The sequence below is a fragment of the Oligosphaera ethanolica genome (genome assembly GCF_030814695.1).
GTDB lineage: Bacteria > Verrucomicrobiota > Lentisphaeria > Oligosphaerales > Oligosphaeraceae > Oligosphaera > Oligosphaera ethanolica.
This window is the reverse complement of record NZ_JAUSVL010000001.1, coordinates 3238120-3263740: the sequence shown is the minus strand read 5'-3', so window position 1 is coordinate 3263740 and position 25621 is coordinate 3238120. Positions and strand designations below refer to the sequence as shown.

General features: G+C 62.4%; 19 protein-coding genes. 4 read left to right on the top strand and 15 right to left on the bottom strand.

Going from position 1 to position 25621, the window contains the following annotated elements; all coding sequences use genetic code 11:
• The first annotated feature begins 88 nt into the window (after positions 1-88).
• Complete coding sequence (locus J3R75_RS11250; protein ID WP_307261621.1) at positions 89-1774, top strand: AMP-binding protein; 1686 nt, start codon at positions 89-91, stop codon at positions 1772-1774.
• A 380-nt stretch (positions 1775-2154) separates the two neighbouring features.
• Here J3R75_RS11250 and J3R75_RS11245 read toward each other — a convergent pair whose 3' ends face one another.
• Positions 2155-2280: a hypothetical protein gene (locus J3R75_RS11245; protein ID WP_307260077.1), complete on the bottom strand. Its 126-nt coding sequence runs from the start codon at positions 2278-2280 to the stop codon at positions 2155-2157.
• Positions 2281-2531: 251 nt separating this feature from the next.
• Between J3R75_RS11245 and J3R75_RS11240 the strand changes: the two genes are divergently transcribed.
• Positions 2532-2696: a hypothetical protein gene (locus J3R75_RS11240; protein WP_307261620.1), complete on the top strand. Its 165-nt coding sequence runs from the start codon at positions 2532-2534 to the stop codon at positions 2694-2696.
• A 72-nt stretch (positions 2697-2768) separates the two neighbouring features.
• On the opposite strand, the gene J3R75_RS11235 is transcribed toward J3R75_RS11240, so the two are convergent.
• The 10 genes from J3R75_RS11235 to J3R75_RS11190 all read right to left on the bottom strand — a co-directional run bounded on the left by J3R75_RS11235 (position 2769) and on the right by J3R75_RS11190 (position 16950).
• Positions 2769-3245 carry a helix-turn-helix domain-containing protein gene (locus J3R75_RS11235; RefSeq protein WP_307261619.1) on the bottom strand — a complete coding sequence of 159 codons (477 nt, stop codon included), beginning with the start codon at positions 3243-3245 and terminating at the stop codon, positions 2769-2771.
• Positions 3246-3251: 6 nt separating this feature from the next.
• Complete coding sequence (locus J3R75_RS11230; RefSeq protein ID WP_307261618.1) at positions 3252-3638, bottom strand: type II toxin-antitoxin system RelE/ParE family toxin; 387 nt, start codon at positions 3636-3638, stop codon at positions 3252-3254.
• 211 nt (positions 3639-3849) lie between these two features.
• On the bottom strand, positions 3850-5127 hold the full coding sequence (locus J3R75_RS11225; protein WP_307261617.1) for an anaerobic sulfatase maturase: 1278 nt from the start codon (positions 5125-5127) through the stop codon (positions 3850-3852).
• A 464-nt stretch (positions 5128-5591) separates the two neighbouring features.
• Positions 5592-6728, bottom strand: a complete 1137-nt coding sequence (gene eboE, locus J3R75_RS11220) for a metabolite traffic protein EboE (protein ID WP_307261616.1) — start codon at positions 6726-6728, stop codon at positions 5592-5594.
• Between the two features lie 35 nt (positions 6729-6763).
• Positions 6764-8671, bottom strand: a complete 1908-nt coding sequence (locus J3R75_RS11215; protein WP_307261615.1) for a carbohydrate ABC transporter permease — start codon at positions 8669-8671, stop codon at positions 6764-6766.
• A 27-nt stretch (positions 8672-8698) separates the two neighbouring features.
• On the bottom strand, positions 8699-11485 hold the full coding sequence (locus J3R75_RS11210) for an extracellular solute-binding protein (RefSeq protein WP_307261614.1): 2787 nt from the start codon (positions 11483-11485) through the stop codon (positions 8699-8701).
• Between the two features lie 60 nt (positions 11486-11545).
• Complete coding sequence (locus J3R75_RS11205) at positions 11546-12685, bottom strand: 3-dehydroquinate synthase (protein ID WP_307261613.1); 1140 nt, start codon at positions 12683-12685, stop codon at positions 11546-11548.
• Positions 12686-12697: 12 nt separating this feature from the next.
• The gene (locus J3R75_RS11200) at positions 12698-13582 is read right to left on the bottom strand and encodes a DUF4886 domain-containing protein (RefSeq protein ID WP_307261612.1); all 885 of its coding nucleotides are present in this window, start codon (positions 13580-13582) and stop codon (positions 12698-12700) included.
• Between the two features lie 58 nt (positions 13583-13640).
• The gene (locus J3R75_RS11195; RefSeq protein WP_307261611.1) at positions 13641-16433 is read right to left on the bottom strand and encodes a right-handed parallel beta-helix repeat-containing protein; all 2793 of its coding nucleotides are present in this window, start codon (positions 16431-16433) and stop codon (positions 13641-13643) included.
• A 280-nt stretch (positions 16434-16713) separates the two neighbouring features.
• Positions 16714-16950 (bottom strand): hypothetical protein, encoded by a 237-nt coding sequence (locus J3R75_RS11190; protein ID WP_307261610.1) that lies wholly within the window; start codon positions 16948-16950, stop codon positions 16714-16716.
• A 121-nt stretch (positions 16951-17071) separates the two neighbouring features.
• Here J3R75_RS11190 and J3R75_RS11185 point away from each other — a divergent pair, with 121 nt between their 5' ends.
• Positions 17072-17995: a DUF58 domain-containing protein gene (locus J3R75_RS11185; RefSeq protein WP_307261609.1), complete on the top strand. Its 924-nt coding sequence runs from the start codon at positions 17072-17074 to the stop codon at positions 17993-17995.
• A 24-nt stretch (positions 17996-18019) separates the two neighbouring features.
• Here J3R75_RS11185 and J3R75_RS11180 read toward each other — a convergent pair whose 3' ends face one another.
• The 4 genes from J3R75_RS11180 to J3R75_RS11165 form a co-directional block, all read right to left on the bottom strand.
• Positions 18020-19072 (bottom strand): VWA domain-containing protein, encoded by a 1053-nt coding sequence (locus tag J3R75_RS11180; protein ID WP_307261608.1) that lies wholly within the window; start codon positions 19070-19072, stop codon positions 18020-18022.
• Complete coding sequence (locus J3R75_RS11175; protein ID WP_307261607.1) at positions 19069-19929, bottom strand: hypothetical protein; 861 nt, start codon at positions 19927-19929, stop codon at positions 19069-19071. The genes J3R75_RS11180 and J3R75_RS11175 overlap by 4 nt, the downstream gene beginning before the upstream one ends.
• Positions 19930-19996: 67 nt before the next feature.
• On the bottom strand, positions 19997-22723 hold the full coding sequence (locus J3R75_RS11170; protein WP_307261606.1) for a right-handed parallel beta-helix repeat-containing protein: 2727 nt from the start codon (positions 22721-22723) through the stop codon (positions 19997-19999).
• A 57-nt stretch (positions 22724-22780) separates the two neighbouring features.
• The gene (locus J3R75_RS11165; RefSeq protein ID WP_307261605.1) at positions 22781-23545 is read right to left on the bottom strand and encodes an acyl-[acyl-carrier-protein] thioesterase; all 765 of its coding nucleotides are present in this window, start codon (positions 23543-23545) and stop codon (positions 22781-22783) included.
• 733 nt (positions 23546-24278) lie between these two features.
• Between J3R75_RS11165 and J3R75_RS11160 the strand changes: the two genes are divergently transcribed.
• Positions 24279-25610, top strand: coding sequence for a Gfo/Idh/MocA family oxidoreductase (locus J3R75_RS11160; protein WP_307261604.1), 1332 nt, complete (start codon positions 24279-24281; stop codon positions 25608-25610).
• Positions 25611-25621 lie beyond the last annotated feature (11 nt).

Here is a 25621-nt window from a genome sequence, read left to right as displayed (position 1 = left end):
CCCTACCCCGCGCCGGCATGCCGTCCCGAGTTGAAAGCCCGCCAGTCGCACTAGGCCACCGTCCTGGCGACACCGTGGAGAACTACGCATGAGCGACCTCTTTACCGAACAGACTATCGGCGAATTCTTTGCCGGGTTGGTCAAGTCCCAGCCCGACCATCCCTTCATCATGTACCCCGATCGCGGCCTGACCTGGACCTACGCCGATTTCGATGTCCGCACGGACAATATGGCCAAGGGCCTCCTCGCCATCGGCGTCAAAAAAGGCGACCACGTCGGCGTTTGGGCGCGCAATGTCCCCGAATGGCTAACCCTCATGTTCGCCACCGCCAAAATCGGCGCCGTGCTCGTGACCATCAACACCAACTACAAGTCACACGAGCTGGAATACGTGGTCAGGCAGTCCGACATGCACACGCTGGCCATTGTCGACGGCCTCCGCGATGTCAGCTACATCGACGTGGTCAACGATCTCGTGCCCGAACTCAAACAGCAACCACGCGGTCACCTGCGCAGCAAGCGCTTCCCACGCCTCCGCAATGTGATCTATCTCGGGCAGGAAAAACACCGCGGCATGTACACCAGCACCGAGCTCTTCCAGCTCGGCGACAATTGGCACGACGACGCCCTCGCGACCGCCAAATCCGGCCTCGACCGCCATGACGTCATCAACATGCAGTACACCTCCGGCACCACGGGCTTCCCCAAAGGCGTGATGCTCACCCACCGCAATATCCTCAACAACGGCTACTACATCGGCGAACGCCAAGTGCTCACCAAAGACGACCGGGTGTGCATACCCGTGCCGCTTTTCCACTGTTTCGGACTGGTGCTGGGCATCATGGCCGTGCTCAGCCACGGCGCCACCGCCGTCATGGTCGAACAGTTCGACCCGCTCGTAGTCCTCGCATCCGTCCAGAAAGCCCGCGCCACCGCCCTCTATGGCGTGCCCACCATGTACATCGCCGAACTGCATCACCCAATGTTCGACATGTTCGATCTCAGCAGCCTGCGCACCGGCATCATGTCCGGATCACTCTGCCCCATATCCCTCATGCGCGAAGTCATCGGTAAAATGCACATGCCCCAAATCACCATCCCCTACGGCCTCACCGAAGCCGCGCCAGTCTATATCATGAGCAGCGTCGACGATTCCCTCGAACGCCGAGTCACCACCGTCGGCACCGGCATGCCACATATCGAAATCAAAGTCATCAACCCCGAAACCGGCGACGTCGTCCCGCCAAATACCCCCGGCGAACTCTGCTGCCGCGGTTACAATCTCATGAAGGGATACTACAATCTCCCCGACGAAACCGCCCGCGCCATCGACCAGGACGGCTGGCTCCATAGTGGCGACATCGGCACCGTCGACGAAGATGGCTACTACTGCATTACCGGACGCATCAAGGACATGATCATCCGCGGCGGCGAAAATATCTACCCGCGCGAAATCGAGGAATTCCTCCGCACCGACCCGCGCATCAAAGACGTCGAAGTCGTCGGCATACCCGACCAGAAATACGGCGAAATCGTCGGCGCGTTCATCATCCTCAAAGAAGGCATCGTCGCCGAACCCGAGGACTTCCGCGATTTCTGCAAAGACAAAATCGCCTATTACAAAACCCCCAGGCATTTCTTCCTGGTCGACGCTTTCCCACAAACCGCCAGCGGCAAAATCCAAAAGTACAAACTCCGCGAACAGGCCCGCAAACTCCTCGGTATCGACGAAGCACTCTTCAAAGACGACGCCACCGCCAAATCCGACGCCTAATCACACCCCTTCCCACCTCGAACATGCCCCGCCGCCGTCCCGGCGGCAGTCTTTCCCCTGGGAGCGCCGCCGTCCCGGCGGCATTTATTGGCTGCTGCGCGCTGGGGCGAGGACTCACGGACTCATGAGGCATGGTCCCATGGATTGGACCGTAGGGACTTTCTGGACCATGGGGATTGACACCTTGGACACCGGGGACCGGTTGTGGACTGCTTGGACTCCGAGGACTGATTGGCGGCGTCCATGGTGTCCATAGCGTCCATGGCGTCCATAAAAACGCCCAGTATCCCGCCAGTCAAGAGGCGGCACTGGCAGCCGGTTATTCTCAATCACTCCTATGAAACCGATGCTCTTCATTTAACGGTATCCATGGCACTTGTTCAACCAAGCAGCCTTTTCTCGTCGTGCATTTCCGCCGCGAAGCGGCAGAAGCGCTGAAAGCGCGAAGCATACCAGCCCAGGGCAAGCGGCGCCGAAGGCGCGCGCCGCCCTGGGTAGCGCGCCATATTGGTCCGTGTTCCTCAGCCTCTTTGGCTTCAGTCGGCGAAGCTGACTGGAGCCAAAGAGGCAATGGAACTCATTGATTGCTGCGGCAATTTTGCGCTGTGACCCTTCGTCGCAGGTCTTTTAGGCCGCCCCTTCAGGGCTCTTTTGGGATGGGGCACCTTACCCAGGGCGACGCGCCCTGCGGGCGCTTGCCCTGGGCTATCTTAGGGCGCACCTTCGGTGCTCAAAACCTCGGCGAATGATCTTGTGCATGGTTACCAATCAACTCATCGCCGGCGATTGCCGCATGCTATGTGAAGAGCATTGCTCCTATGAAATCCGCTGCCTGGTTAGCCACCCATGTGTAATAGCTGGGCGGCGACAGGCCGTGGGTTTCCTGCAAATTGTCCCAGCGAAGCGCCGGGGTGTACACTGACCCATTACCGAGCGGCCCTGTTCTCATCCGGCAATTGCTGATTGGTGGTTTGCCCTCGTCCCCCATCCGCAATCATTCGTGTCTACTGGTGTCCATTCGTGGTTCAGCATTTCTTTCCTTACGACCTATCCCGCGCGCAGCCTCAGTGTTTTTCACCCCTGCTGCTGTGTCTTTCGCACGGGCTGCTGGCGGCTGCTTGGCGGTGGGCGTATAATCCATTGCCTCCTCATGACAGGCGGCGCACTGGCATTCGCTCCCGATGGACCTGGTGCCCTCCTTATGAAGGTACGCACGCAACTCACAATCCAATGCCCGAGCTATGCTCACCATCGATTCAAGAGTGAAATTCGTAGTGCCGCGCAAAATTTTAGTCACATAGGCCGGGCTGGTGCCAAGACGTCGTGCGAGTTCCTTGCGGGACATGCCACGAGCGTCCATCTGAGCCAGTATCTGTTCAGCAAACTCTATTTTGACGCCCTCAAGCCAGTAGTCGTCCTGCTGTTCTGCCCAGTCGAAGAGACCGGAAAAGCCGTTTTGTGGTGTTGCCATAGCCAATCACTCCTCTACAGTCACGCACCCTGAGCGTTTTGCCGCCTCGTAAAACGCTCTGATACTCTTCGCGCGTACAATCTCTGCCCGCGGCGTCTTCTGGCGCTTCTTGACAAAACCATGCGTGCACAGTATCACGCAACCAGAATCCCAAAACCAGATCAGCCGCAGCGAATCAGCCTTGAACTCAAACAAGCCATCTGCAAGCGGCCGGCACTTTTCGCTGTTCCGAGGTGGTCCGCAGTTCGACGTGTAGTCCAGCAGCCTGAGCAGCTTCGCCGTTTCGTCAGGAACCCGCAGCCGTTGCCCTTGAAAAAACACCTCCACGTCGCTGCCGACAGCGCAGATCGTGTACTTGCCAGTGCGGCACACAAGCTGTAATACGACGCTCATATATTAACCTATAAGTTAATAATGTCAATCAAGTGGACGTGTAACATCGGTTCCAAATCACGTGGATAGACTCATCTCGACAAGTCGACAGCGGTGCGCAAAAAACGACTCTCCCCGAAAATAAGCCGCCGCATGCAGCCAGACAAGCATAAAGATGCACAAAATGCTGTTACCGTTTGGATTACGCGGTAGCATCACCGCCAACGAGGGCTCATTTCCCGCAGCACTTCTTGTACTTCTTACCGCTACCGCAGGGACAAGGGTCGTTGCGACCAACCGGCGGGCCACTGTAGGCACCTGGCTGCGGGCCAGCGACCGCCCCCGACGTTGCCCCAGGCGCCGCAGCCTGTCCCGTGCGTGGCACTGCGCCGGGCTTCTGGGCGGCTGCGGCCATTGCCTGCTGTTCGGCGCTGAGCGCCGCCGCTAGTTCTTCGAAGCGGCCGATGGTATGCTGGTAAAAGACCTGCCAGTCTTCGCAGAGATAGCTCAAGCCGCCGTGGCGGTTTTTCGGGCAGTCGCCCATGCACAAGGGCAGAAAGCGGCAGGCCGCGCATTTGGCCTGGTGGGGATTCTTCTGCTGGCCCCAGCAACGGTATTTCTCCTGCTGCTGCAGCGCGGAAAAGTCCGTCGTGAGGATATTGCCCAGGAGGAGCTCCGGCCGCACCTGAAAGTCGCAGGGATAGACCCCGCCATTATGCTCAATGACGAAATAGTTCCGGCAATCGCCACTCATGGCACAGATGGTCGGCGCACCCGTAAGCAAGCGTGACAAAATGGAGTCGAATAGGCGTATGGACACCCGCCGCGTGTCCCGCGGGTACCACAGGTCGAAGATCCGGCAGAGGAATTCACCCCACTTGCCCGGACTAAGCGCAAAGGGTTGGCGCTGGCCGTCGGGCCCGAATTCCACGCATTCGATATACTGCTGATAGTTCACGCCCAGCTCGCCGAGATAATTGTAGACCGTTTCGGCGTGGTCTTCGTTGGCATGGGACACCAGCGTCAGCACATTGTGCTCGACGCGGTGCTCCCGCAGCACGCCCAAGCCGCGCATGACGTCGGCATGACTGCCGCGGCCATCGCCATGTAAACGGCTGATGTCATGCAGCTCAGCCGGTCCGTCAATGCTGATGCCCACCAGAAACTGCGCCTGCGCTAGAAAACGCCCCCAGGCGGCGTCCAACAGCGTGCCGTTGGTCTGCAACGAATTCGCAATCGGGCCACACGTGGCGCCGTAGCGGCGCTGAAAAAACACCGCCTGCTGGTAAAATTCCACGCCCATCAGCGTCGGCTCGCCGCCCTGCCAGCCGAATGTATGCACCGGCATCGGCACCGACAGAAATTTCCGCGTCAGAGTCTCCAGCACCTCCGCGCTCATGCGGTGCGCGCCCGGCCCGAACAACTCGCGCTTCGGCAGATAAAAACAGTAACGACAGCGCAAATTGCAGTCGCCCGATGCCGGCTTGATCAATAATGAAAAATTCGCCATGATAAAACGCCTTCGCGTGACCGACTCCAGCGGCACGGCATGCCGTGCCGCTACATAACCCGCGGCGTGACTTGCCGCCTAGCGGCAAGACATGCCGCCTCTTCTTCGCGCCTTCGCGCCTTCGCGTGAGCGAAAATCTTCCTTGCCTTCTTGCCGGCGGCGTGACTTGCCGCCTAGCGGCAAGACATGCCGCCTCTTCTTCGCGCCTTCGCGCCTTCGCGTGAGCAAAAATCTTCCTTGCCATCTTCTTCGCGCCTTCGCGCCTTCGCGTGAGCAAAAATCTTCCTTGCCTTCTTGCCGGCGGCGTGACTTGCCGCCTAGCGGCAAGACATGCCGCCTCTTCTTCGCGCCTTCGCGCCTTCGCGTGAGCAAAAATCTTCCTTGCCATCTTCTTCGCGCCTTCGCGCCTTCGCGTGAGCAAAAAAATCTGCGGAATCTGCGGATAACAAAACGCCCTCTGCGGCTTAGCGCGTTCCGAGCGCCTCCTGCACGAAGGCCATTTCTTGCTGCATACACGCGGCCAGCGACGCGCTTTTCACGGCATCGGGCAGGACATTATACGAGTAGGTCTCGATCTCCAGGACACACTGCGGCGCCGGCTGTTGCTGCAGGCGTTCGAGCACCGCGAGCAATTCCGCGTTGGCGGCCCGCAGTCCGCCCATGAATTCACGCAGATACACCGGCACATGGAAATGGCAGAGCCAGTCGTGATCCCACAGCTCGGCGGCCAGCGCGTCCGGCAGGTCCCGCCAGCGTGCACGGACCTTCCCCGCCGCGTCCACCGCGCAGGTCTGATGCAGGTACACGCGGTCCTGGAAATGCTCGCGCAGGAGCTCCTTGGCAGCGCGGCCGGCCGGCGCCCGCACTGCCGCGCTAAGCTGTATCTTCACTACCGGGATGCCCTGTGCCGCGAGGTAGTCCAGACCGGCGCCCGGCCGCGCACCAATGACTTCCTGGTGGCAGGTGTCATAGCACACGCCGATGAATTCCGCCAGCTCGTGCCCGCGGATGTAGCGGTTGTAAAAAGCCGCAAATTCCTCTACGCTCTCCCACAGGCAATCCGGCTCCATCTCGAAGCCCAGGCGGATCGTTTTGCCGCGGCGATCCCGCAGATCGCGCAAGGCCGCCGCCGCCGCCAGCATATTCGCGGCCAGCGCCGGCAGTTTTGCCGCCGGGACGTGTTCCTTGTAGCCGCCGGGCAGAGTCGAAATCGCGCCGTCGTCCTGGCCATCGGGCATGAGCTCGCAAAGGATGTCGGCGACGGCCGTCGTGAAGTGCAGGCGTTCAGGCGTCGTCCAGTCGGGGTGGTACACAGCGGTTTTCACCTCCTGGCCATGAAAGACGCCGTAGGGGAAAGCGTTGGCCGTGCGGGCATAGTAGCCCTGGTCGCGAATACGTGCCGTCCACTCGCCGACGCGACCCGACGCCTGCAGGGCCGACGCCGTCGCCGCGTCAATCCACACGCCCACCGGGAAGGGCCGCGACATTGCGCCGGGCAGCATGTGCCGCAGGTCGGCCAGCGGGCCGGCAAAAGCGCGCATCTTCTCCTCCGGCGTCGTGCCGGGAAACACATTCATGCAATGACAAAGCTCAAGACTCATATCGTCCATCCACTGGCACCGCGTGCTGCCGGCGCCTATTTTTCCGACGGCACCACGATGCCGCGCATAATCACATTCTGGCAGAAGAGGAAGATAAGGAAGGTCGGTATGGCCGCGATGACCAGCGACGCGTACATGACCGCCTGGCCGCTGCTCTGCTGCAACTCGTAGAGCCACACCATCATCGTCCACATCTTGCGGTCCTGACAGACCACGAATGCGAACATGAAGTTCGAGTACGCCGCCGTGAAGGCGTTAAGCGCGATCACCGCCAGGATGGGTTTGGAGAGGCTCATGGTGATCTGCCAGAACAGCACCCACTCATTGGCACCGTCAAGCTGTGCGCTCTCGTAGAGCTCGTTGGGCAGCGAGTCGAAAAAACCCTTGAGCAGGAAGATCGAATAGCCATTGGCCATGCCGGGCAAAATCAGCGCCGCGAAGGTATTGAGCAGATTCAGCTGCCGCAGCATGATGAAGCTCGGGATGGCCGTAACCATCGCCGGAAAAGCCATCGTGCACATCAAAAACAGCAGTATCTTGTAGGACGTCGGCATGCGATAACGACTCATGGCGTAGGCCGCCAGCGGGTTCACCAAAAGCGCCGTCAATATCGCCAGGCCGCAATAGACGATGGTGTTGAAAATGCCCCGCCCGTGAAACAGCAAGTAGTCCGCCACCGCGCGATAATTGCGCGTTACGAATTCCCAGCGCAAAGCCCTGACGTTCTGCGTGAAATAGCGCAGGTGGCAGTCCCATTGGGGCATAACGACATCCTCCAGCCGCTGCCACGACGCACCCAGCGCCAGCGCCGCCGCTGCGACGGTGCCGTGTTTCGCCAACAGCCAGTCTTGGAACATGAATTCCACGCTGTGAATCCGCAGGTGCTCTTTGGCCACACTGACAACCTGCCCGCTGGCGGGATCGCGATAGCCGCCAATAAACGCCTCCCAGTCCGTCTGCGCAACGCCGTTGCTGGGAACGTCGTCCCAAATCGGCACGTCCGCAAAAGACGCGTAGCTGCTGCCATAGAGGCGGTTGAGGCTAGCGATATCGCCATGCCGCAGCCGCAGCACGTTCTGGAAATCCGCCGCGGCGGCCGGATCGACCCGCAGCCAGTGCAGAGCCAGCGAACTCTTGACGAAGCGCAGCCAGTCGTCCTGCTCCTGCCGCGTCCCCGCCACCGGGTAGCGCCGCGGCAGCACCACGTCGTCCCAGGATGCGTAGGCCGTGCCGTGGCTGCGGTTGTACTGCGCGATGTCCTGCGAGTACTGCGTCTTCAGAAACTGCTTTTTGTAGAAGCCCTGCGGCGAAAAGTAGTAGCGCAGACCGTAGGACTGCCTGCCCGTGAAGCTGTTCAGCGCGCGGACGTAGGGCGTATCCAGGGGCTTTTCGCGGCGCATCAAGTAGCTCGGCACGATGACGTACACGCCGTACCAACCAGCGAATTCCGTGCCGAGTTCGCGGTTGACGGCGAGGATATCCGGCCCGTAGCTCGCCGCCAACTCCTGCTTGAACTCGCGTAGGGCCGACGGAATCGTCCGCGAAATGGGCGTGGCGATGTAGCCCGGTGCGTAAGCGTAGGCCGGCAACGGCGTGGCGTCCAAAAACTCCTCCCAGGCGCCCGCGAGCGCGTCGTTGTGTTCCAGCGACGGCGCCATCTTATTGAAGGCCATTTCATCACGGTCATAGCAGATGTTCAGATCCATCAGCCGTTCGTTGAAGAGGCCCTCCAGGTGCTTGGCGCACATCCAGCCATCGTCGTGCAGAAAGCGCGGCCAGGCGTCAAAAAACTGTATGTCCATGGCGCTCTTGGTGCTGCCTGACAGCATGAGCAGAAAGGGATAGACCATGGTCGCGCCGCCAATGAGCAAAAAGGCGTAGATGCCGAAAAACAGCCAACGCACTTTCCACTGCTTGCGGCCAATTGCTGAGATGATTGCCATAGGTGCGATTCCCGTGTCAAAATGCGGTTATTTCTTCGCCCCGGAAGCGCGGAATTCGAGTCTGGAGAGGATCTGCAGCTGGTAGACCGTGAAGCCGATCAGCAGGAAGCCCAAAATCCACGCCATCGCCGTCGCCGGACCAAATTTCAGGTACAAATAGGCCTTGTAGAAGATATGCAGGCCCGCCACCTCCGTACGGCTGGCACCGCCGGTCATCGCCATGATGAAGGCCGAATTCTCCCAGGAACGAATGAATACACCCACGAACTGGATGATCAGCAGCGGCCGCAATATCGGTATGACCACGAAGAGGATTTTGTCCGCGAAGGTCGCGCCGTCGATATCAGCGGCTTCGTAGAAATCGTCGGCGATGCCCTTGAGCGCCGCCAGGTAGATGAGACAGCCCGGGCCCATGCCGGCCCAGACCATGGGCAGCACGCAGCAAATCATCGCGGTCTTGGGGTCTTCCAGCCAGCGGTAGGGATCGCGCATGGTCGCAAAAAGCCGCAGCGGCAAGGACAAGCCCGACGACGCGTCAGCGAAGATCGGCGCCGTAAAACGGCAGAAGAAGACGAACATCAGCACGCCAGCGCCAAGACAACCCAGCGCCGACAGGTACTTCTCGTGCACAAACAGCCGCTGCGCAAAGAAAAACATGATGAAAAAGAAGAGCACGCCCAAGCCGATGAAGCCGATCGCCGGGATCTTCAGAATCACCGCATTAAGCACGCCGAACTCGGTCTTTTCATAGAAGGACCGCCAAAGATAGATCACCACCAGGCCCGTGATCACCGCCGGCAGATAATACACCGTGCGGAAAAACACTTTGCCGTAGGGTATCTCCTGCAATAGCACCGCCAGGATCACCGGCGGCAAGAAGGTCAGCATCACCACCAGAAAACAGTAGCGCAGCGAATTCCAGACCGACAGCCACCACTCGCCGTCCCACAGCACGTTGCCAAAGTTGTCCAGCCACACCCACGTGGAATTGCCCATGATGCGGAAGTCCTGGAAGGCCATCGCCGACCCCATCGCCAAGGGAATGTAGCGCCAGACCATGATGGACAGCAACGCCGGCACCAACATCAGATACGCCCAACGATACTTGTAAAAATGCCAGCCGCCCTGCTCCATGCCCAGAATCGGCGGCGGCGTGAAGACTTTGATGACGCGCCGGAACACCAGCGTGAAAGCGACCACGATGGCCACCAGTGCCGCAGCGGCGCCCAGCCGCCGTTGCGCTTTCTGCTTGGGCGTGAGGATGCCGACCATCTTCTCGTTGGCGTCGGCCGTGCCCTTCTCAAGCAGCCCCTGCAAAATCTGCAGACGCGCTTCAAGCTGTTCCGACGTCGCCTGCTCGCGCTCCACCGCCGTACTCAAGGGCAGTTCGCCGGCGAGTGCCAGCGTCTCGGCCGCATTCATCGGCTTGGTCATCTGATGATACACCAGCTGGCAGTTGCGGCCGTAGGGCTCGGGCTTGCCGACCTCAATGGAGATGTTGAAGGTCTCTTCCCAGCCGGGCGGTGCCAGCCGTATCAGGTCCTCATAGCCGAACATCCGCAGGTAGCGCGGATTGACGAAACGCCCCAGACCGCCCTCGACCATCACCCGCGTACGGATTTCCACCGCATCGCGCGATTCGGAAAAACGCAGATACTCCCACGCCGCATCGCGCACCACCGGATTGTCGCAGCCCGCAAAAATGCCCTGCATGCGCGAATTGAGCTCCGAGCCGCGATGGCGCACGCCATTTTCGTCCGCCGGCCCCCACGGCACTGCGACCATGCCGACAATGTCCGGCTCAATGGTCGTAAACAGCCGCTCGTCGATATTGGTCGGAAAGAAGCCGATTTGGCCCAAATCCCACTTTTGGCCGGCGTCAGTCTCTTTGGTCGCATAGCCGTAGCGCCGCCGTTGGACGCCGCCGACTTCCTCGACCCACTGTTCGCTGATCAGCCGCAGGTAAAAATCCAGCGCGACTGCCGCCGCGCGGTCATTGAAGGCCGCCCGCCACTGGTCGGCCGCCGCGTCGTACACCATCGCTTCGCCGCCGGCCGACCAGAGGAAGTTGATCCAGTACCAGCTCTCGGCTGGCCCGCTGCCGAAACGGATGCCGTAAATGCCCTTGTCCGGCTGGGTGATCTTCTTGCACGCGGCAAAAAGGTCCTCCCAAGTCCAGTCGTTGGTCGGATATGGCACACCTGCGGCATCCAGCAGGTCCTTGCGGTAGAAAAAAACCTTTCCCAGCACGCCGCCCATGGGCAGCGCCCAGATGTGTTCCGCGCCGCCGGGGCCGCGGCGCTTGAGCACCGGCCACACCTTGTCGTGGATCATGAAAGACAGCTCGTCCGTCGTCATCGACGCCGCGTAGTTGTCCTCCGGCAAGTCCAGCGGTCGCAGGAAACCCTCCTGGATGTAGGTGTCCGACTGCCGAAAATTCACGTACATGACGTCAGGCGCGACGCCGCCGGCAATAGCCATCAGCGGCCCCGAGTCCATGCCCATGCCCTCGACCTGGATGCCCGAAAAACGCTTGAGCTCAATCTCGACCTGCCGCCAGTCATTCTGCCCATAGGTCGCCGGATCGGCTTCGTACTTCGTGCGGTAACGCTCGGCAAAAATCTCCGGGTAGCGGCGGATGAATTCCTTGACCACCGCCGCGTTGGCGCGGTTGTTGGTGTCAGTCCGGGTCGGATCCGGCAAAGTCCAGCAGGTCACGCTGATGATGGTCCGGCCGTCCTCGCTGATCCGGACTTCGCCGCCCCAGACGGGCAGCAGTAATCCGCATAACACCAGTAGCGCCATTCGTTTCATTGTCTTACCCGCTCTCTTTGCTTGTCAAACGCGCTCTGCCACGCCCCGGTCCATCACGCCTCATTCGTCTCTAAGAACCAGGTCCATCGCCTCGTTCATGCGCGCGTCATCAATCGCCGTCACTTCAACTTTGGCACCGATGGCTGTCGGCAGCGTAATGTGCAGCTGCCCGCCGAGATGCTCGCGGAATTCCTCCAAGCCCGCCATGACCAGCCGCCGGCCAGCGTCGTCACGCAGCTCCAGCACCGCCCCGGCAAAGGGCAGCGCGAAGGAACGCAACAACGTCCGCAGCGACGCGTACGCGTCAATGGCCAAAATGCCCTTCAGTACCGCATAACGACAGTCTATGAGCATGCCCATGCCCACGGCAACGCCGTGACTTAGGCGCTGTTCCGAAAGCATCTCCAACTTATGCGCCGACCAATGCCCGAAATCCAGAGGCCGGGCACTGCCGTACTCGAAGGGATCGCCATTGGTCGCAATGTGCCGCTCGTGGATCTCCGCCGAACGCCGCACCAGCGCCGACAACGCCGCGAGGTCGCCAGCCATGATCGCCGGCGCCTGCGCCGTCAGCCACGCAAAAAACTCGCGGTCCTTGATCATCGCTACTTTCACCGCCTCGGCCGCCGCCGCCGAAACCATCGCCACCGGCAAGGTCCGCAAAAACGCCGCGTCGTTAATCACCGCCAACGGCGGCGCAAAACAACCCAGCAAATTCTTCTTGCCGAGAAAATTCACGCCGTTCTTCACGCCGACGCCGGAGTCGCATTGCGACAGCGCCGTAGTCGGTATGCGCAGCTGCCGCAGACCGCGATGAAAGATCGCCGCCGCAAAGCCCGCCACATCCAGCAACGCGCCGCCGCCGACAATCACCACGCAGCTCTGACGGCACAGCCGCGCCGCCAGGAAGGCCTCGCACAGCCGCAGGCTCACCGCGATGTCCTTACAGTGCTCGCCGCCGGCTTGCAGCAAGGGCGCCGCCGCCAGGCGCACGACGTCAGCATGCGCCCGACAATAGCCGGCTATCGCCGCCGGCAGTCCGGGATAAAACTGCAGGAGCTCTTCTTCGACTACGAAGAAGACCCGCACCGGCGCCGCGCCAACGCCCTGTAACGCGCGCCAGAGCACGTCATTCGCCGGCGCAAAAACGTCTTCGGTATAATGCGTTTCGTAGCAGTATGGGATGCTGAATTCAGACATGGGGCCTTCAGCTCACTTGGCTTGCACGCGCCGGCCCGGCCGCTTGACCTGCGGGAATTTGGCGACGGCCTGCTGGGCGATCTTGCGCAAAAACGCCGCGTCTTCGGCGCCGATGACATCCGGCACGAACGTAATGTCGGTGGCAGGCCGCTCGTAGAGAAAAGCGAACCACACGCAGGCCTGGAGGTACTCTCCGCGCTGATTGAGGTGAATGGTGTCCCGCCCCAGTTTCATCTCGCCGCTGGCGGCGTCCTTCGTCCACCAGATGCGACCGACCAGCGATCCGGCCTGCGCCGGCAGGTCTGGCCAACGCAGGGTCGTCATCAGCGCCGGGTCGTAATTGACGAAGGGCGCTTTCTGCGCAGCGCGCGCCAACTGCACGGCATAGCCAGTCGGTATCACCCGCAACGACAGCTCCTTGGCCAACGCGCGGTAGTTGCTGGTCAGGCGTTCGTACATCTCGGTCTGGTCGATCGCCCAGTCACCACCGGGCATGATGCGCGGATCGTCCAGCCGATACGACCACGTCTGCTGGATGACTACTTCGGCCTGCGGCGCGTGAGTCTTGACGTAGTTGTGGATGTTCGTCGCGAAGGGCTGGAAGGTCTCTGGCCGCCAACTCGCATGGCTGGCCTGCTGGATGCTAACCATGTCCCACGGCTCGCGGGCAAGTATCTCGCGCATCTTCCAGCGGCGATCCTGGTACATGCTGTACACCCGGTCGCGCTCTTCGTTCTCAATGTAGCTCCAATGCCGATGCAACTCGCAACCGCCATGATTGGCACGCTCAAAATGCAACTCGCAACCCGGCACCGACGCCACCACGGCCGGAAAATACAGCGCCAGACTGTCCGTAAAACTATTGCCGATGGTCAGTATCTTCAGTTTGTCCCGCATGATCCTTCGCTTTCCAATGCTGTTGTGGGCGCCGCGCGGCCGCCGCCGGCGCCCATGGTCATTTCCACTCGAGGATGCCCGCCGCGTCCGCGTTGAACGAATGCCCGCGCGTGCTTTCCCACATCACCCACAGGTCGTCCTTGGCTTTGCGCACCGTGATATTAAAGGCACAGCGGCCGGGTTGTCCCGCCGCCAGATCTATTTTGCTGAAGGGGATGGCCAGCTCCGCCACCCATTCGCCAGGCGCGGGCCGCGACGCCGCAAACGCGCAGGGAGCGGGCTCCTGATTCAAGGGGTCGTCCGCGGCATCCGGTGTCATCCCAAACCACAGGAAGCCATTGCCATAAGCACGCACAACGCTGATCAGCGGCCGCTGTGCCGCCGGCGCTAGCGCGGCGCCCGCCGCCGGCAGGGGCCGCACAGCCAGCTCCACCGCGTCGTCGCTGCCCCAGGTATTGCCACTCAGGCTCGTCGCGGGATCGATGCTGCTACGCACCAGCACGTACAAGGCCTGGTCGTCATAACGCAACCACGCGCGACTCTGGCGATTCGCCGGAACCGCCGTACCGTCGTAATGATGGGCCAATACCATCGCACCAGCGGCCGGCAGCCCGCCCCACTCGGCCTCATCGACCACGCCGTCAATGCGCGGCGCGGCAGCAATGCGCGTGGCACCAAATACCGGCGCGTTGCCCTTCGGTGCCACCGGCCCACGCGCAGCGGCCCGCAGCTGCTTCAGCGGCGGCAGCGGACGCGGCGGCGGCAGGGTCCATTCCTCGCGCTCCACCTGCCTGCGCCATCTGTCCACGTACAAACCCATCTTCGCCAGGGGCAGCGGCTCAAAGCCCGGTATGTGCTTGAACACCGCCGCGTCGGCCTTGAAATTGAAATCGCCGCCATTGATATCGACGAAGCCCGGGTCTTCCTCGGTAATCCAGTTGCTGTCATCGAGCTGCCAATTGCCGCTCTTGGGCTCCGCGCACATCACGAGCAAATTCCGGCGAGCGGGGCTCACGCGCGGCTCCTTGAGCTTCTCGTCAAAATACCCGACCAGCGCGGGATAATGCGTGGTGTAAGGCGGTACCCGAATATCGACCTCCTTGGTCAGGCGGTCCTGGTAGAGCTTGCTGTTCATGGCGTCCCGCCAACGCTTGTCATTCCACGGCGACGACCCCAACGGCCGTTTGCACTCTATGAAGATGTTGTTATCGGCCAAAAGATCGTGCCCGCCATGCGAAAATACCGTGCCGAAAGAGCCCTTGCCCGGATCGCCACAGCGGAAGAACAGATTGCCGATCACCGCGTCGCCGCCGTCGCCATCGTCAAAATACACTGCCGCCACGCCGTGGCCCATGGGCTTGCCGATGCTATGCCAGAAGTTGTAGCGGACGATGTTGCCCCGCCGCGCCGGATTGCGCCCCTTGTAGTACGCGCCAGAATCGTCCGCCGCCAGACAGACGTGGCGCACAATGTTGTACTCGAAGATATTGTCATTGCCGCCACCGCCGACGGCCATGTGCGGCGCGTCATGCAGCAGGTTGTGCCGCGCAGTATTGCCCACGCCCGCCAGCGTGATGCCGTTGGAATAGGTCAGTTTGTGCACGGCGAAACGCCAGATGTGGCAATTCTCGATCAGGCTGTCGCCCCGCGTCAGCGTCTTGTAGTCGCCAGCAAAAAGAGAGATGCCGCCCGTGCCCGTGTCATGCACGTCGCAAGACCGCACTTCGTGCTCGCGGCCGCCCCGCAACTCAATGCCCAGATGATGCATATTGCGCACCGTGCAACCCTCAATGCGCACCCGCGAACTGTTCTGCACGCTGATGCCGCTGCCGGCTTCCTCCAGCAGCAGGCCCTGCAGCCACACGTCGTCCGCGCCGTCAAGCTCAATCAGCGCACCCTTGTTCGTCGTCAAAGACACCCGCGCAGTCGCTAAATCCGCCGGCGGCCAGAAATAAAGCTTGTTCGCCGCCGCATCGACATAAAATTCGCCCGGCCGCGTCAACTCTTCCAACAGATTCAATGCGTACCAGCGCCGGGGCGATGGATTGCCCTGCCGTAGTCCGTAGGTATGCGGCGCACTTAGGCCAATGCGCTTCTGCGCGCTGTCGAGCATGGACGCCTTAATGACGCTCTCGGACCAGTCAAAACACCAGTAACCACGCAGCCAGATGCCGCGTTCCACACTCCAGCGCGCCGGCCGGTCCTCTTTGTATTGGAAGATGCCGCCGGGATGCTCGCTCGCCGTGGCCTTGCCCGTTCGCGGCACAGCGCCACCATCAATGATTGTCTCGACCTCGGCCCAATCCGTGTCAGGCCAGCGCGCCAACTGCATGCGTTCCTCATTGCAGAACAGCTCCGGCAACTCCGTCGTGCCGCCACCGGCACGCGCAATAATCTCTTTCTGCGCCGGGAAACCCAGCGCCGCCAGGTCGGCCACCAGCACCTTCGCCGCCGCCGCAGGCTCCAATAAGGCCAGCACTGCCGCGTCCGTCACCGGCTGAAATGCCGCCGCCGGTATCGCCGTCGATCCCAACAGCCGCGCCGTGCCAGCTTCCGCCGCGCGATACACTACCGGCGCCGACGCCGTACCCGCATCCGCCGCACCCAGCTTGAAGCTCGCACTCAGCGAGTACCTGCCCGGCAACAACACCACGTCGTGCGGCCCCGCCACGCCATCTGTCTTCGCCGCCCGCACCGCATCTCGCGCCCGCTCAAGCGTCGCAAATGGCGCTTCAATGCTGCCGACCTGGTCATCACGACCGCCAGGCCCGACATAATAACTCGCCGCCATAACACTGAACACCGCCAGGGACGTGGTCAGCACAGCCAGCTGCAATGTCTGATTTTTCATGGTAGCCTCTCTGTCTGATCTAAAAAAACACCGGCGGGAACGCCAATTCAACCACGGCAATGAAGATGGAAAACATACTGGCAACACAGGCCCTTTCAAGCAGTAAAACCCCTATTTCCAAAACACCACGCCACCCCACGCCCTTGCGGAGCACCACACCCACCCCAAAGCCCGACGCGTCTTCTCGGTGGACTCGGTGGACTCGGTGGACTCGGTGGACTTGGTGGACTCAGTGGACTCGGTGGACTCGGTGGACTTGGTGGACTTGGTGGACCCAAGCCTAGCACCCGAGCATGGCGCACCTGCTACCGCCCCAATCTCTGTCCACGCTGTCCACGCTGTCCACGCTGTCCACGCTGTCCACGCTGTCCACGCTGTCCACGCTGTCCACGCTGTCCACGCTGTCCACGCTGTCCACGCTGTCCACGCTGTCCACGCTGTCCACGCTGTCCACGCTGTCCACGCTGTCCACGCTGTCCACGCTGTCCACGCTGTCCACGCTGTCCACGCTGTCCATTGTCCCAACCAGCGCCATCGCCTGGGTAGGTACTTACACTGAATATTCGGCTTTTGTTAGTCGCGTGCCTATAGTAACGCGCCGTCGCCAGCCGTTTTCTCCCCCCACAGCAAGTCACAGCATGTCGCCAACGCACAGCACTACAACGGAATCACCTTCGCCTCCTCTCACCCAGGACAGCCACGAATTGGCGCGGCTCTACGCGTTGCATGCCTGGCGCGACGCCCAGGACGCGCTCGCCGGGCTCTATCACAGCCATTACCACGGCAGCGGCTTGGATTTTGCCGAGCTGCGGGAATATCAGCCCGGCGATGACGAACGGGCGGTGCACTGGCCGCTGTCCCTGCGCAAGGGTAAGCTACTCAGCAAAGTCTTTCAGGAGGAGCGCTCGACGGACCTGCTGCTGCTGTTTGACGCTTCGCCGTCCATGCGCCTTTTCGCCGCCACCTGGCAATGCGCTCTGCGCAACGCCGCCTTGCTTGCGGCCTGCGCGATCGGCTGCCAGGACGCAGTCGGCGCCATGGTCCTTACTCAAAACGCCAGGCGGGACATCCCGCCGGCGCGTGGCCGCCGCCAGCTGTCACGACTGCTCAAGGAGATGATGAATACCGAAAACGGCGACAAAGACGCCGGCGCGCTATCGCTTGGCGAGGCCATGGAACAGCTGCTTGCTCGCCGCAAACAGCGCACGCGCGTGGTCGTCATCGGCGATCTGATCGGCAATACGAGCTACGCCACGCCCCTGCGCGCCCTAGCCCAACGCCACGACGTGCTGCTTTGCCAGATCCTGGAGCGGGCCCCCGCCCTCCCGGCAAAAGGCACGAGCATGAACCTCAGTGACGCCAAAACCGGGCAGACCCTGTCCGTGCCCACTGGAGATCGCGTTTGGCGCGAGTCCGCTGCGGCCACCCACATTGCCTTGCTTGCTAACAGCGCGGCAGCGGCAAAAGCCGCCGGCGCCGGCTATCTGCTACTCTCGCCGTCTGACGATCCCCTGGCCGCGCTCTGCCTGTACTTCGCCGCAAAACCGCGGCCGCGGCGGTAACGCTTGCCCCATCACCGGACACGCTCAGGCCAGATCAATGCGCAGGACCACGGCGCCAACGAGCGCACCAGTCAACGCCAGCAATGCCGCCGCTAAACACTCCCCAGCAACCGGCACGGCACGGCGTTCGCGACGTGCCAACGCCGGTCGGTCCATCAAGGCGACGAGTTCGCGCTGGACGGCCTTGAGCTGCGCCGCGTCGGCCGCGAGGTAGAACTGCCCGCCAGTGGCCGCAGCAATGCGCCGCAGCTGCTCGGCATCAAGCTCTTCACCGACGGACTCCCAACGCCGACCTTGCGCCGTGACGACGGGATGCAGTCCACGCGCACCACCAATGCCAACGCAGTGCACGACGACGCCCTGCGCGGCAGCTGTCGCCGCCGCGCGCTCGGGGCTGCCCGCAGCCGGCGAATGATCCGCGCCATCCGAAAATAGCAGCAGCACCCGCGCCCGACCAGCGGTGGGCGCGGGTGCTGCGTACTCATCCCCAGCGAGTGCGTCCAGCCCGCAGTGAATGGCCTCGCCAATGGCCGTCCCGTCTGCGAGCTGCGTCGGACTCAGCTGCGCCAGCCGCTCCAGCAACACGCCATGATGACGCGTCAGCGGACAAACCACGTACGGCCGCCCCGCAAACGCCACCAGGCCAACCCGCGCCGTCGGCAAGGCCGCCAGCAACGCCGTGATGGCTTCCTGCGCCACGGCAATGCGACTGGGCGGCGCCGTCTCGAGGCGGACGTCGTCCGGTTGCGGCGGCGGGCCTGCCGCCGGCCAGTCGCCGGCAGCCATGCTCCCCGAGAGGTCCAGCAACAACACCAAATCCAAGGGCGCGTCGTCAGCCACCACGCGCAGCAGCGACAGCTGCGGACCCGCCAGAGCACCAATCAGCAACAGAACGCTGAGACCATAGAGCAGCGCGACGACCACGCGCCAACGCCGCAATCGCGCCGGCAGCGGCGGCAGCAGCTCCAGCGATGGCACCGGAAACGCCGCCGGCGGCTGATGCCGCCGCCACAACACAAGCAGCGCCGCCGGCAAAACCAACAACAGCCACAGCGGTTCTGAAAAAGACAGCGTCATGACCGCCCACCCCCCGATGCGCGCGCACGGATATCGCGACCAGGCCGCAGTCCGTTGCCCTTCCGGCGAGTCTTACCCGCAACGTCCGCTGCCGGCAGGGCACGGGCGAGCTCCAAACAATGCCGGGCGAGGTCCAGGCGGCTGCGCCGCTGGCGCGACGTCGGCATCGCGCCGGCATAGCGTTCGCGATCAAGCTGCGTAACCAGCTCGGCCAGCAATCCCGGTAGCGCCGCCGTCAACGCCGGCGACACATTGGCGCCGGCGGGCACTGGCACATCCCACGCGCCGCCGAGACCCGCGCGGATAATCTGCGCGAGCTCATCAGCAGGAATATCCGCCGCACTATCGCGCCGGAGCCGCCGCAGCGCCCGCACCGCCGGTTGCATGGCCGATCGGCGCCAGCGCAGCAACGCCAAAATGGAGGCCAGCGCCAACAGCAGCGGCGTCAGGCAGCGCGGTTCAGCGGCGTCATCCGACCACGAAGGCACTTCCGATGTCGACGTCGCTGCCTTGCGCCACTGCGGTGCCGCACTGGCCATGGCGGCGTCATCCGGCCGCACCGACCACAGCAGCAGTCGGCGTTGCCAGCACAACCCGCGCCAGCAAATGCCGCGGCAGCGCCAAGAACCGCCCCAGGCCCAGTCGATGTCTGTTTCTTGCATGCGCAGACTGTCGTCAGCAGGCGGACGCAAGCCCCGCGCTTCGACGATGGTGACCAGCACTTGCCCAAAGGGAGGAACCGACAGCGCCGGATAATCGTACTCCGGCCCAGTGCGAGCCGCCAGCGACACCCAAAGCGCCAAAGCCATCACCGCGCAGAACAGCACCAGCCACAGCATCTTCATTTTCAGCGCCATACCCGCAACTCCGTGGCACTCACGCAACGCCGGCACCCACGATACGCCACCACCACCGGCGTGTCCTTCAAGGCAGCAACTGCAGTTCTATATCGTCCAAGTACGAGGTCGTCTCGTGCTTGGCATCGCTGATGAAGCCCAGCCAGTTCAGGCTGTTGAAGCCCTTGGCGCTGAAAGGCAGAGACGTAAACTGGCTGGTGGCCGCGCCGGCCGGAGTCAGTGACAAATCGTAGGTCGTGGGGCTGCCCGGCCGCAGGTCCATGAGCATTTCCACCCGAATCCAGCTATCAGCCGGCATTGTCACGGCCAGCGGCGTCGGACCCGCGATGACGCGGCCATCGCCATGAAAACGCAGCGACGGCCCCGCCTGGTATTGCGAGCCCGCCGTGCGGCCCTCAATCCACAGATTCGCCTTGACGTCAATACGCAGACTGAAAGCCACACGAATTTTTGCTGGACGGACCTTCAACGCCATATGTACATAGGGGTAAAACGGCTTCGCCAGACCTGCCGCGTCGCTAATTTTCAGACTGCGGCTACCGCTGGCGGCCTCCTCGTCAGTGACCACGACCTGCGCCGGCGGTGTGGCGCCCGCCACCCGAATCTGCCGTGGCAGCATCCCTGGCGCCAACCCCTCGAAATCGCAGCGGAAATCGCCCTTGATGGTCGCGCTTTCCGGTGGACGGGCGTCCTTCCATTCATCAAGCTGCGGAATAGCCGCACTGACGACGACGGCCTTGGCGCGCCAGGCATCACCGATCAGACCGGCCTGGCTGACAGCGAAGGGCTGAAAGCCTAGGCGCAGCGCCGGCGAATCCGGCCGCAGACGGAAATCGCCCTTGGCGGCGTCAACGAAAAGCGGGTCGGCCAACAGCGAGCCGTCATCGTGCCCTTTCGCCTGCCAGTCGTCGAAACTGAGGTCGTCAAAGGTCTGCGGGTCTTCCGTGCCATCCCAGTAAAGATTGTTCTGCAGCACAAAATTGCCATTGGACCAGTTAGCGATCAAGAAAGGCCAGCCGGGCTGCTGCAGGATGACGCAACGTTCGATGGTAAACGAGTTGTGCTCTTCCTGCCGTGAACGCTGGACCTGCCCATAGGGCGAGAAGGCCAGGATGTTGTTGCGCAGGATGTTGTCGCGGCCGTAATGCTGGTGAAAGCCCGCACTTTTGGTGTGGTGAACCAGGTTGTTCTCGAAAAGAATGCCGGTGCTGCCTTCGTCGGTATAGAGCCCCCAGCCGCCATAGCTGTAGGCCCAGACGTGGTGGATGTGATTGCCGCGCACCACCGTCCCCGGCGACACCCCAAGTGTGTAGACCGCGCCCATGTCGCTGAGCAGGCCCTGGCCAATATCGTGAAAGTGGTTGTTCTCGACCAGATTGTCATGGGTGAAATTGGGTCCGTAGCCCCAAGTCCAGCCCACCGACACCGCGCTGTAGTACAAATCACAGATCTCATTGTGGGTGATGCGGTTGTGATGGGCTTGCGCCACCCAGACGCCAATCGCCGCCGGATAGGTCCGCCCCAGCGCGTGCATAAGGTTGTTGTGCACAGTGATGTACTGCGTGGCATTTTCGTCCGTGCCCGCCACTCGCCGACGGTCTTCGCCGATGAGGACGCCACCGCCGCCGAGATCGTGAAAATGGCAGCGCTCGACCACGCACTGCGCGGCGCCATCGCGGAACGCGATGCCGTAGCTGCCGCACTGGGTGATCTCGCAGTCGCTGAAGGTCACATTGCGGGTGCCGTTGCCCACCGTGATCGCCTGGCCAATGCCCGGCGCCGCCTGCGGCCCGGTGTAGCCCGTCGGCCCTAGGAACCAATCTGTATGCCGGAAGGACAGATTGCGGAACTGGACGTGCTCGACCAGCAAGCCGGCATCGGCATCGCCCTGCACACGCAGCAGCTCCTTGCGGCAGGCACCGATCATCTCGGTATTCTCAGGCGTTTCGCCCGGCAAGGACCGGTAGGTGACCACCCCGCTGGCACGGCTCACCCACCACTCGCCGGGCTCGTCGCAACCCTCGGGGATGTTCTCAATCACATAGCGCATGCGGCCGCCGTCCCACTTGCCCACCGGGTAGCGGCTCGGACCCGTGAAATGGACCTCGTGCCGTTCTTCGTCAAGCTCTTTCACAAAATGCCAGGACGACTCCCACGCGTGATGAACCAATATCTCCGCCTGCCACAAGTGGCTCCATCGCTTGATATCACCCGGCGCGTAGCTAAAACCAAATTTGGACATTTCCCGCTCGCCTTTGTCATTGTCTAGCCACAGCGGCCCCGCCGAGCGCAAAAAGCCCTCGCGCGGCAAGCGCGCACGTTGGCGACGCACGCCGTTGGCAAAGAGCTGCCGCGGCAGCCACTCGCCGGCGGCGATCTCCGGCACCTGCGCCGTCCACACGCCGTCGGCCCCAACCTCCCAGTCACTGATGCGTTTGCCCGCGCTGAGCACGGGGCGATCTTCGCCACTGCCCGTGCCCTCGATAATCAGCGGCGCGGCCGCCGAACCGCTGTCCTCGTAGCTCAGCAGTAAGGCGTCATCGAGGACGTACACGCCGGGCGCGATGCGGATGGCGACGCCTGCCGGCGCCTCGCCAGCTGCGCGCAGCCGGCGAGCCGCGGCAAGGGCCGCGGGGAGCGTTACCAGTGGTCCGTCGCCGTTGCCTCCCGGCACCGCCGCGCGGCCATTCCAGGCGTCATTGCCCTGCCGGGACACATAGATCGGCAACGGCTGGGCCATCGTCGCAGTCGCCAGCACTGCACAGCACATGCAGGTCTTGAGAAGAAATGTCATAGCGATCGTTCCTTTCCTTGGTTACTGCCTGGCGGCACCATGCCCCTCGCGGGTTATTCAGCCCGCCGCCGCGTCTTCAGCCACTACGAAATGTCCTGCGGCCTGGAAAACATTCCGGCCATCGGCGGCGACGCCATCCACTCGAAACTGCTGCTCGTCAGCCTCGCCCAGACAGCGCATCGTGTCACCAAACACCAACGCCGCATTGAAATTGATCTGCATATCGACCAGGCGAACGGGCCGGCCCAACCGCGCGGCCAGCCAATCGCGCGCATAGACGGCGTAGTACGAGTTGTTCACATGCATATTCCAGTCGATCTGGAATTGGCCGATGCGATGCTCCTGCTCGTGGCCAGCGGTCGCGCAGTCGGGCAATTTGTCCAGCTTGGGGAAAAACACCGGCCGTTGCTCGTCGATGTCGGCCAGGGCCGGGAATGCCGTGGCCGGCGCCACGGGGCGAAGCTTGTCACTGCGCAGCAGCAGCCAGTTGCTGGAAGCGACGCCCAGGCGACGCCCGGTCTGCAACGAATGCAGCTCAAACTGACGGAGGGCAAAAAGCCGTTCAAAGCCCCTGGTGTAGGTGCTGACCCGCACGGTGTCGCCATAGAGTGGATACTCGTCCATACGGAAGGCAACACGCGAGAGCACCCAGGTCAACTGCCGCTCCATCAGCACGGGCAGGCCAATGCCCAGCGCAGTGGCGTGCTGCGACGCGATGTCCTGCAGATAATCGAAAAGCGCGTGCAGGCGCAAACGCCCACCCGGGCCGGCTTCATTCAAACGAATGCGGTAGTCTTCCTGGTAGCTGTTGACAATGTCCATGATCCATTCTTTCACAATGCTCGCCAAGCTGCCCAATACACGCCTCCGGCCGGCCTGGAACAGCGGGGCGATTGCCGGCTTAATATACGCCGGCAGAGCCATCAGGCCGCACCGCCACACGAAAAACACGCGCAGCGGCAAGACATGCCGCCACTTCCCTTGTATTTGTCTTCTTCGCGCCTTCGCGCCTTCGCGTGAGAAACAATCTTCCCAATCTTTCCCCGGCGGCGTGAATTGCCGCGCAGCGGCAAGACATGCCGCCATCCTCCCTTGTATTGGTCTTCTTCGCGCCTTCGCGCCTTCGCGTGAGAAAAAATCTTCCCAATCTTACCCCGGCGGCGTGAATTGCCGCGCAGCGGCAAGACATGCCGCCACTTCCCTTGTATTTGTCTTCTTCGCGCCTTCGCGCCTTCGCGTGAGAAAAAATCTTCCCAATCTTACCCCGGCGGCGTGAATTGCCGCGCAGCGGCAAGACATGCCGCCATTCTTCCCTTGTATTTGTCTTCTTCGCGCCTTCGCGCCTTCGCGTGAGAAAACAAGCATCACGGCAAGCCGCGAGGCCACGGAACCTTCGATTCGCATGCTGGGAAATTATCCCCGGCCGACCAAGCCGCGTCGGCGCCGGTGCGTTAACTGCTGCAGTGATTGCAGCGGCCCCGCGCCGTTGTACATTAGCCCCTTTCGTGCACCACCAGACAGGCATCACCACTCGCAGCAGAAGAGAGTACAGCTGATGACGACATGCAGCAGACGGAATTTCCTCAAAGGCGCCGTCGCCACGGGCGCAGCCATCGGTCTTACCCCTGATCTCATGGCCTTCCGCTGGTTCGGCCGCAAGCCCAGCCTGGTCGATCCCGACCGCAAACTCAACATCGCCTGCGTCGGCTGCGGCGGCAAAGGCGCGTCCGATATCGCCGGCGTATCCTCGGAAAATATCGTCGGTCTCTGCGATGTCGATTTTGGGCGTGCCCGCGACACCTTCAGCAAGTATCCCGACGCGCGGACCTACCGCGATTACCGCAGTATGCTGCAGGACCTCGGCGACGACATTGACGCGGTGACCATCTCCACGCCCGACCACATGCATTTTCCCATTGCCATGATGGCCATGCACATGGGCAAGCACGTCTACGTGCAGAAGCCCTGCGCCCACACCATCGCCGAAGCCCGCAAACTCGCGCGTGCCGCCAAAGCCTATGGCGTCGTCACCCAGATGGGCAACCAAGGCCATGCGACCGACGACACCCGGCGCATCGTCGCGTGGATCCGCGAAGGCGCCATCGGCGAGGTCCGCGAAGTCCATCTCTACACCGACCGGCCCATCTGGCCCCAGAACGGCCCCATGCCCGAGGCGGCGACACCGCCGGCTTCCATGGACTGGAATCTCTGGCTGGGCACGGCGCCCTACCGCCCCTACCCCGCCGACGGACCGCATTTCCGTTGGCGCGGCTGGTGGGACTACGGCTGCGGCGCGCTGGGCGATATGGGCTGCCACATCATGGACGCGGCCTTCTGGGCCCTCGATCTGCGCAACCCACTCTGGGTCGAAGCCGTATCCGACGCAGCCAGCCCCGACATGACCCCAAGCTGGTCCATCGTCACCTACCAGTTCGGCGCTCGCGGCAACCGGCCACCACTCAAACTCGTCTGGCACGACGGCGGCAAAATGCCGCCACGGCCGCCACAGCTCGAAGAGGGCCGCTCCATGCCACCCAAAGACGGCGGTCAAATCTTCTACGGCAGCAACGGCTGCATCATGGCCGGCTGCTACGGCAACTCGCCACGGATCTTCCCCGAAACACGCATGCGCGAAGTTGGCCGCCCGAAACAAATGCCGCCGACCATCAAAGGCGGAAATTTCCAGGAGTGGATCCGCGCCTGCAAGGGCGGCCCAGCCGCCGGCTCAAATCTGGTGGACTACGCTGGCGCGCTCACTGAAACGGTCCTGCTCGGCAATCTCGCCATCCGCGCCGGCAAACGCATCACCTGGGACGCCAAGTCAATGCGCTGCGTAGACAACCCCGCCGCAGACGCCTACATCAGCCATCCCTACCGCGTCTTCTGAGCCGCCACGCC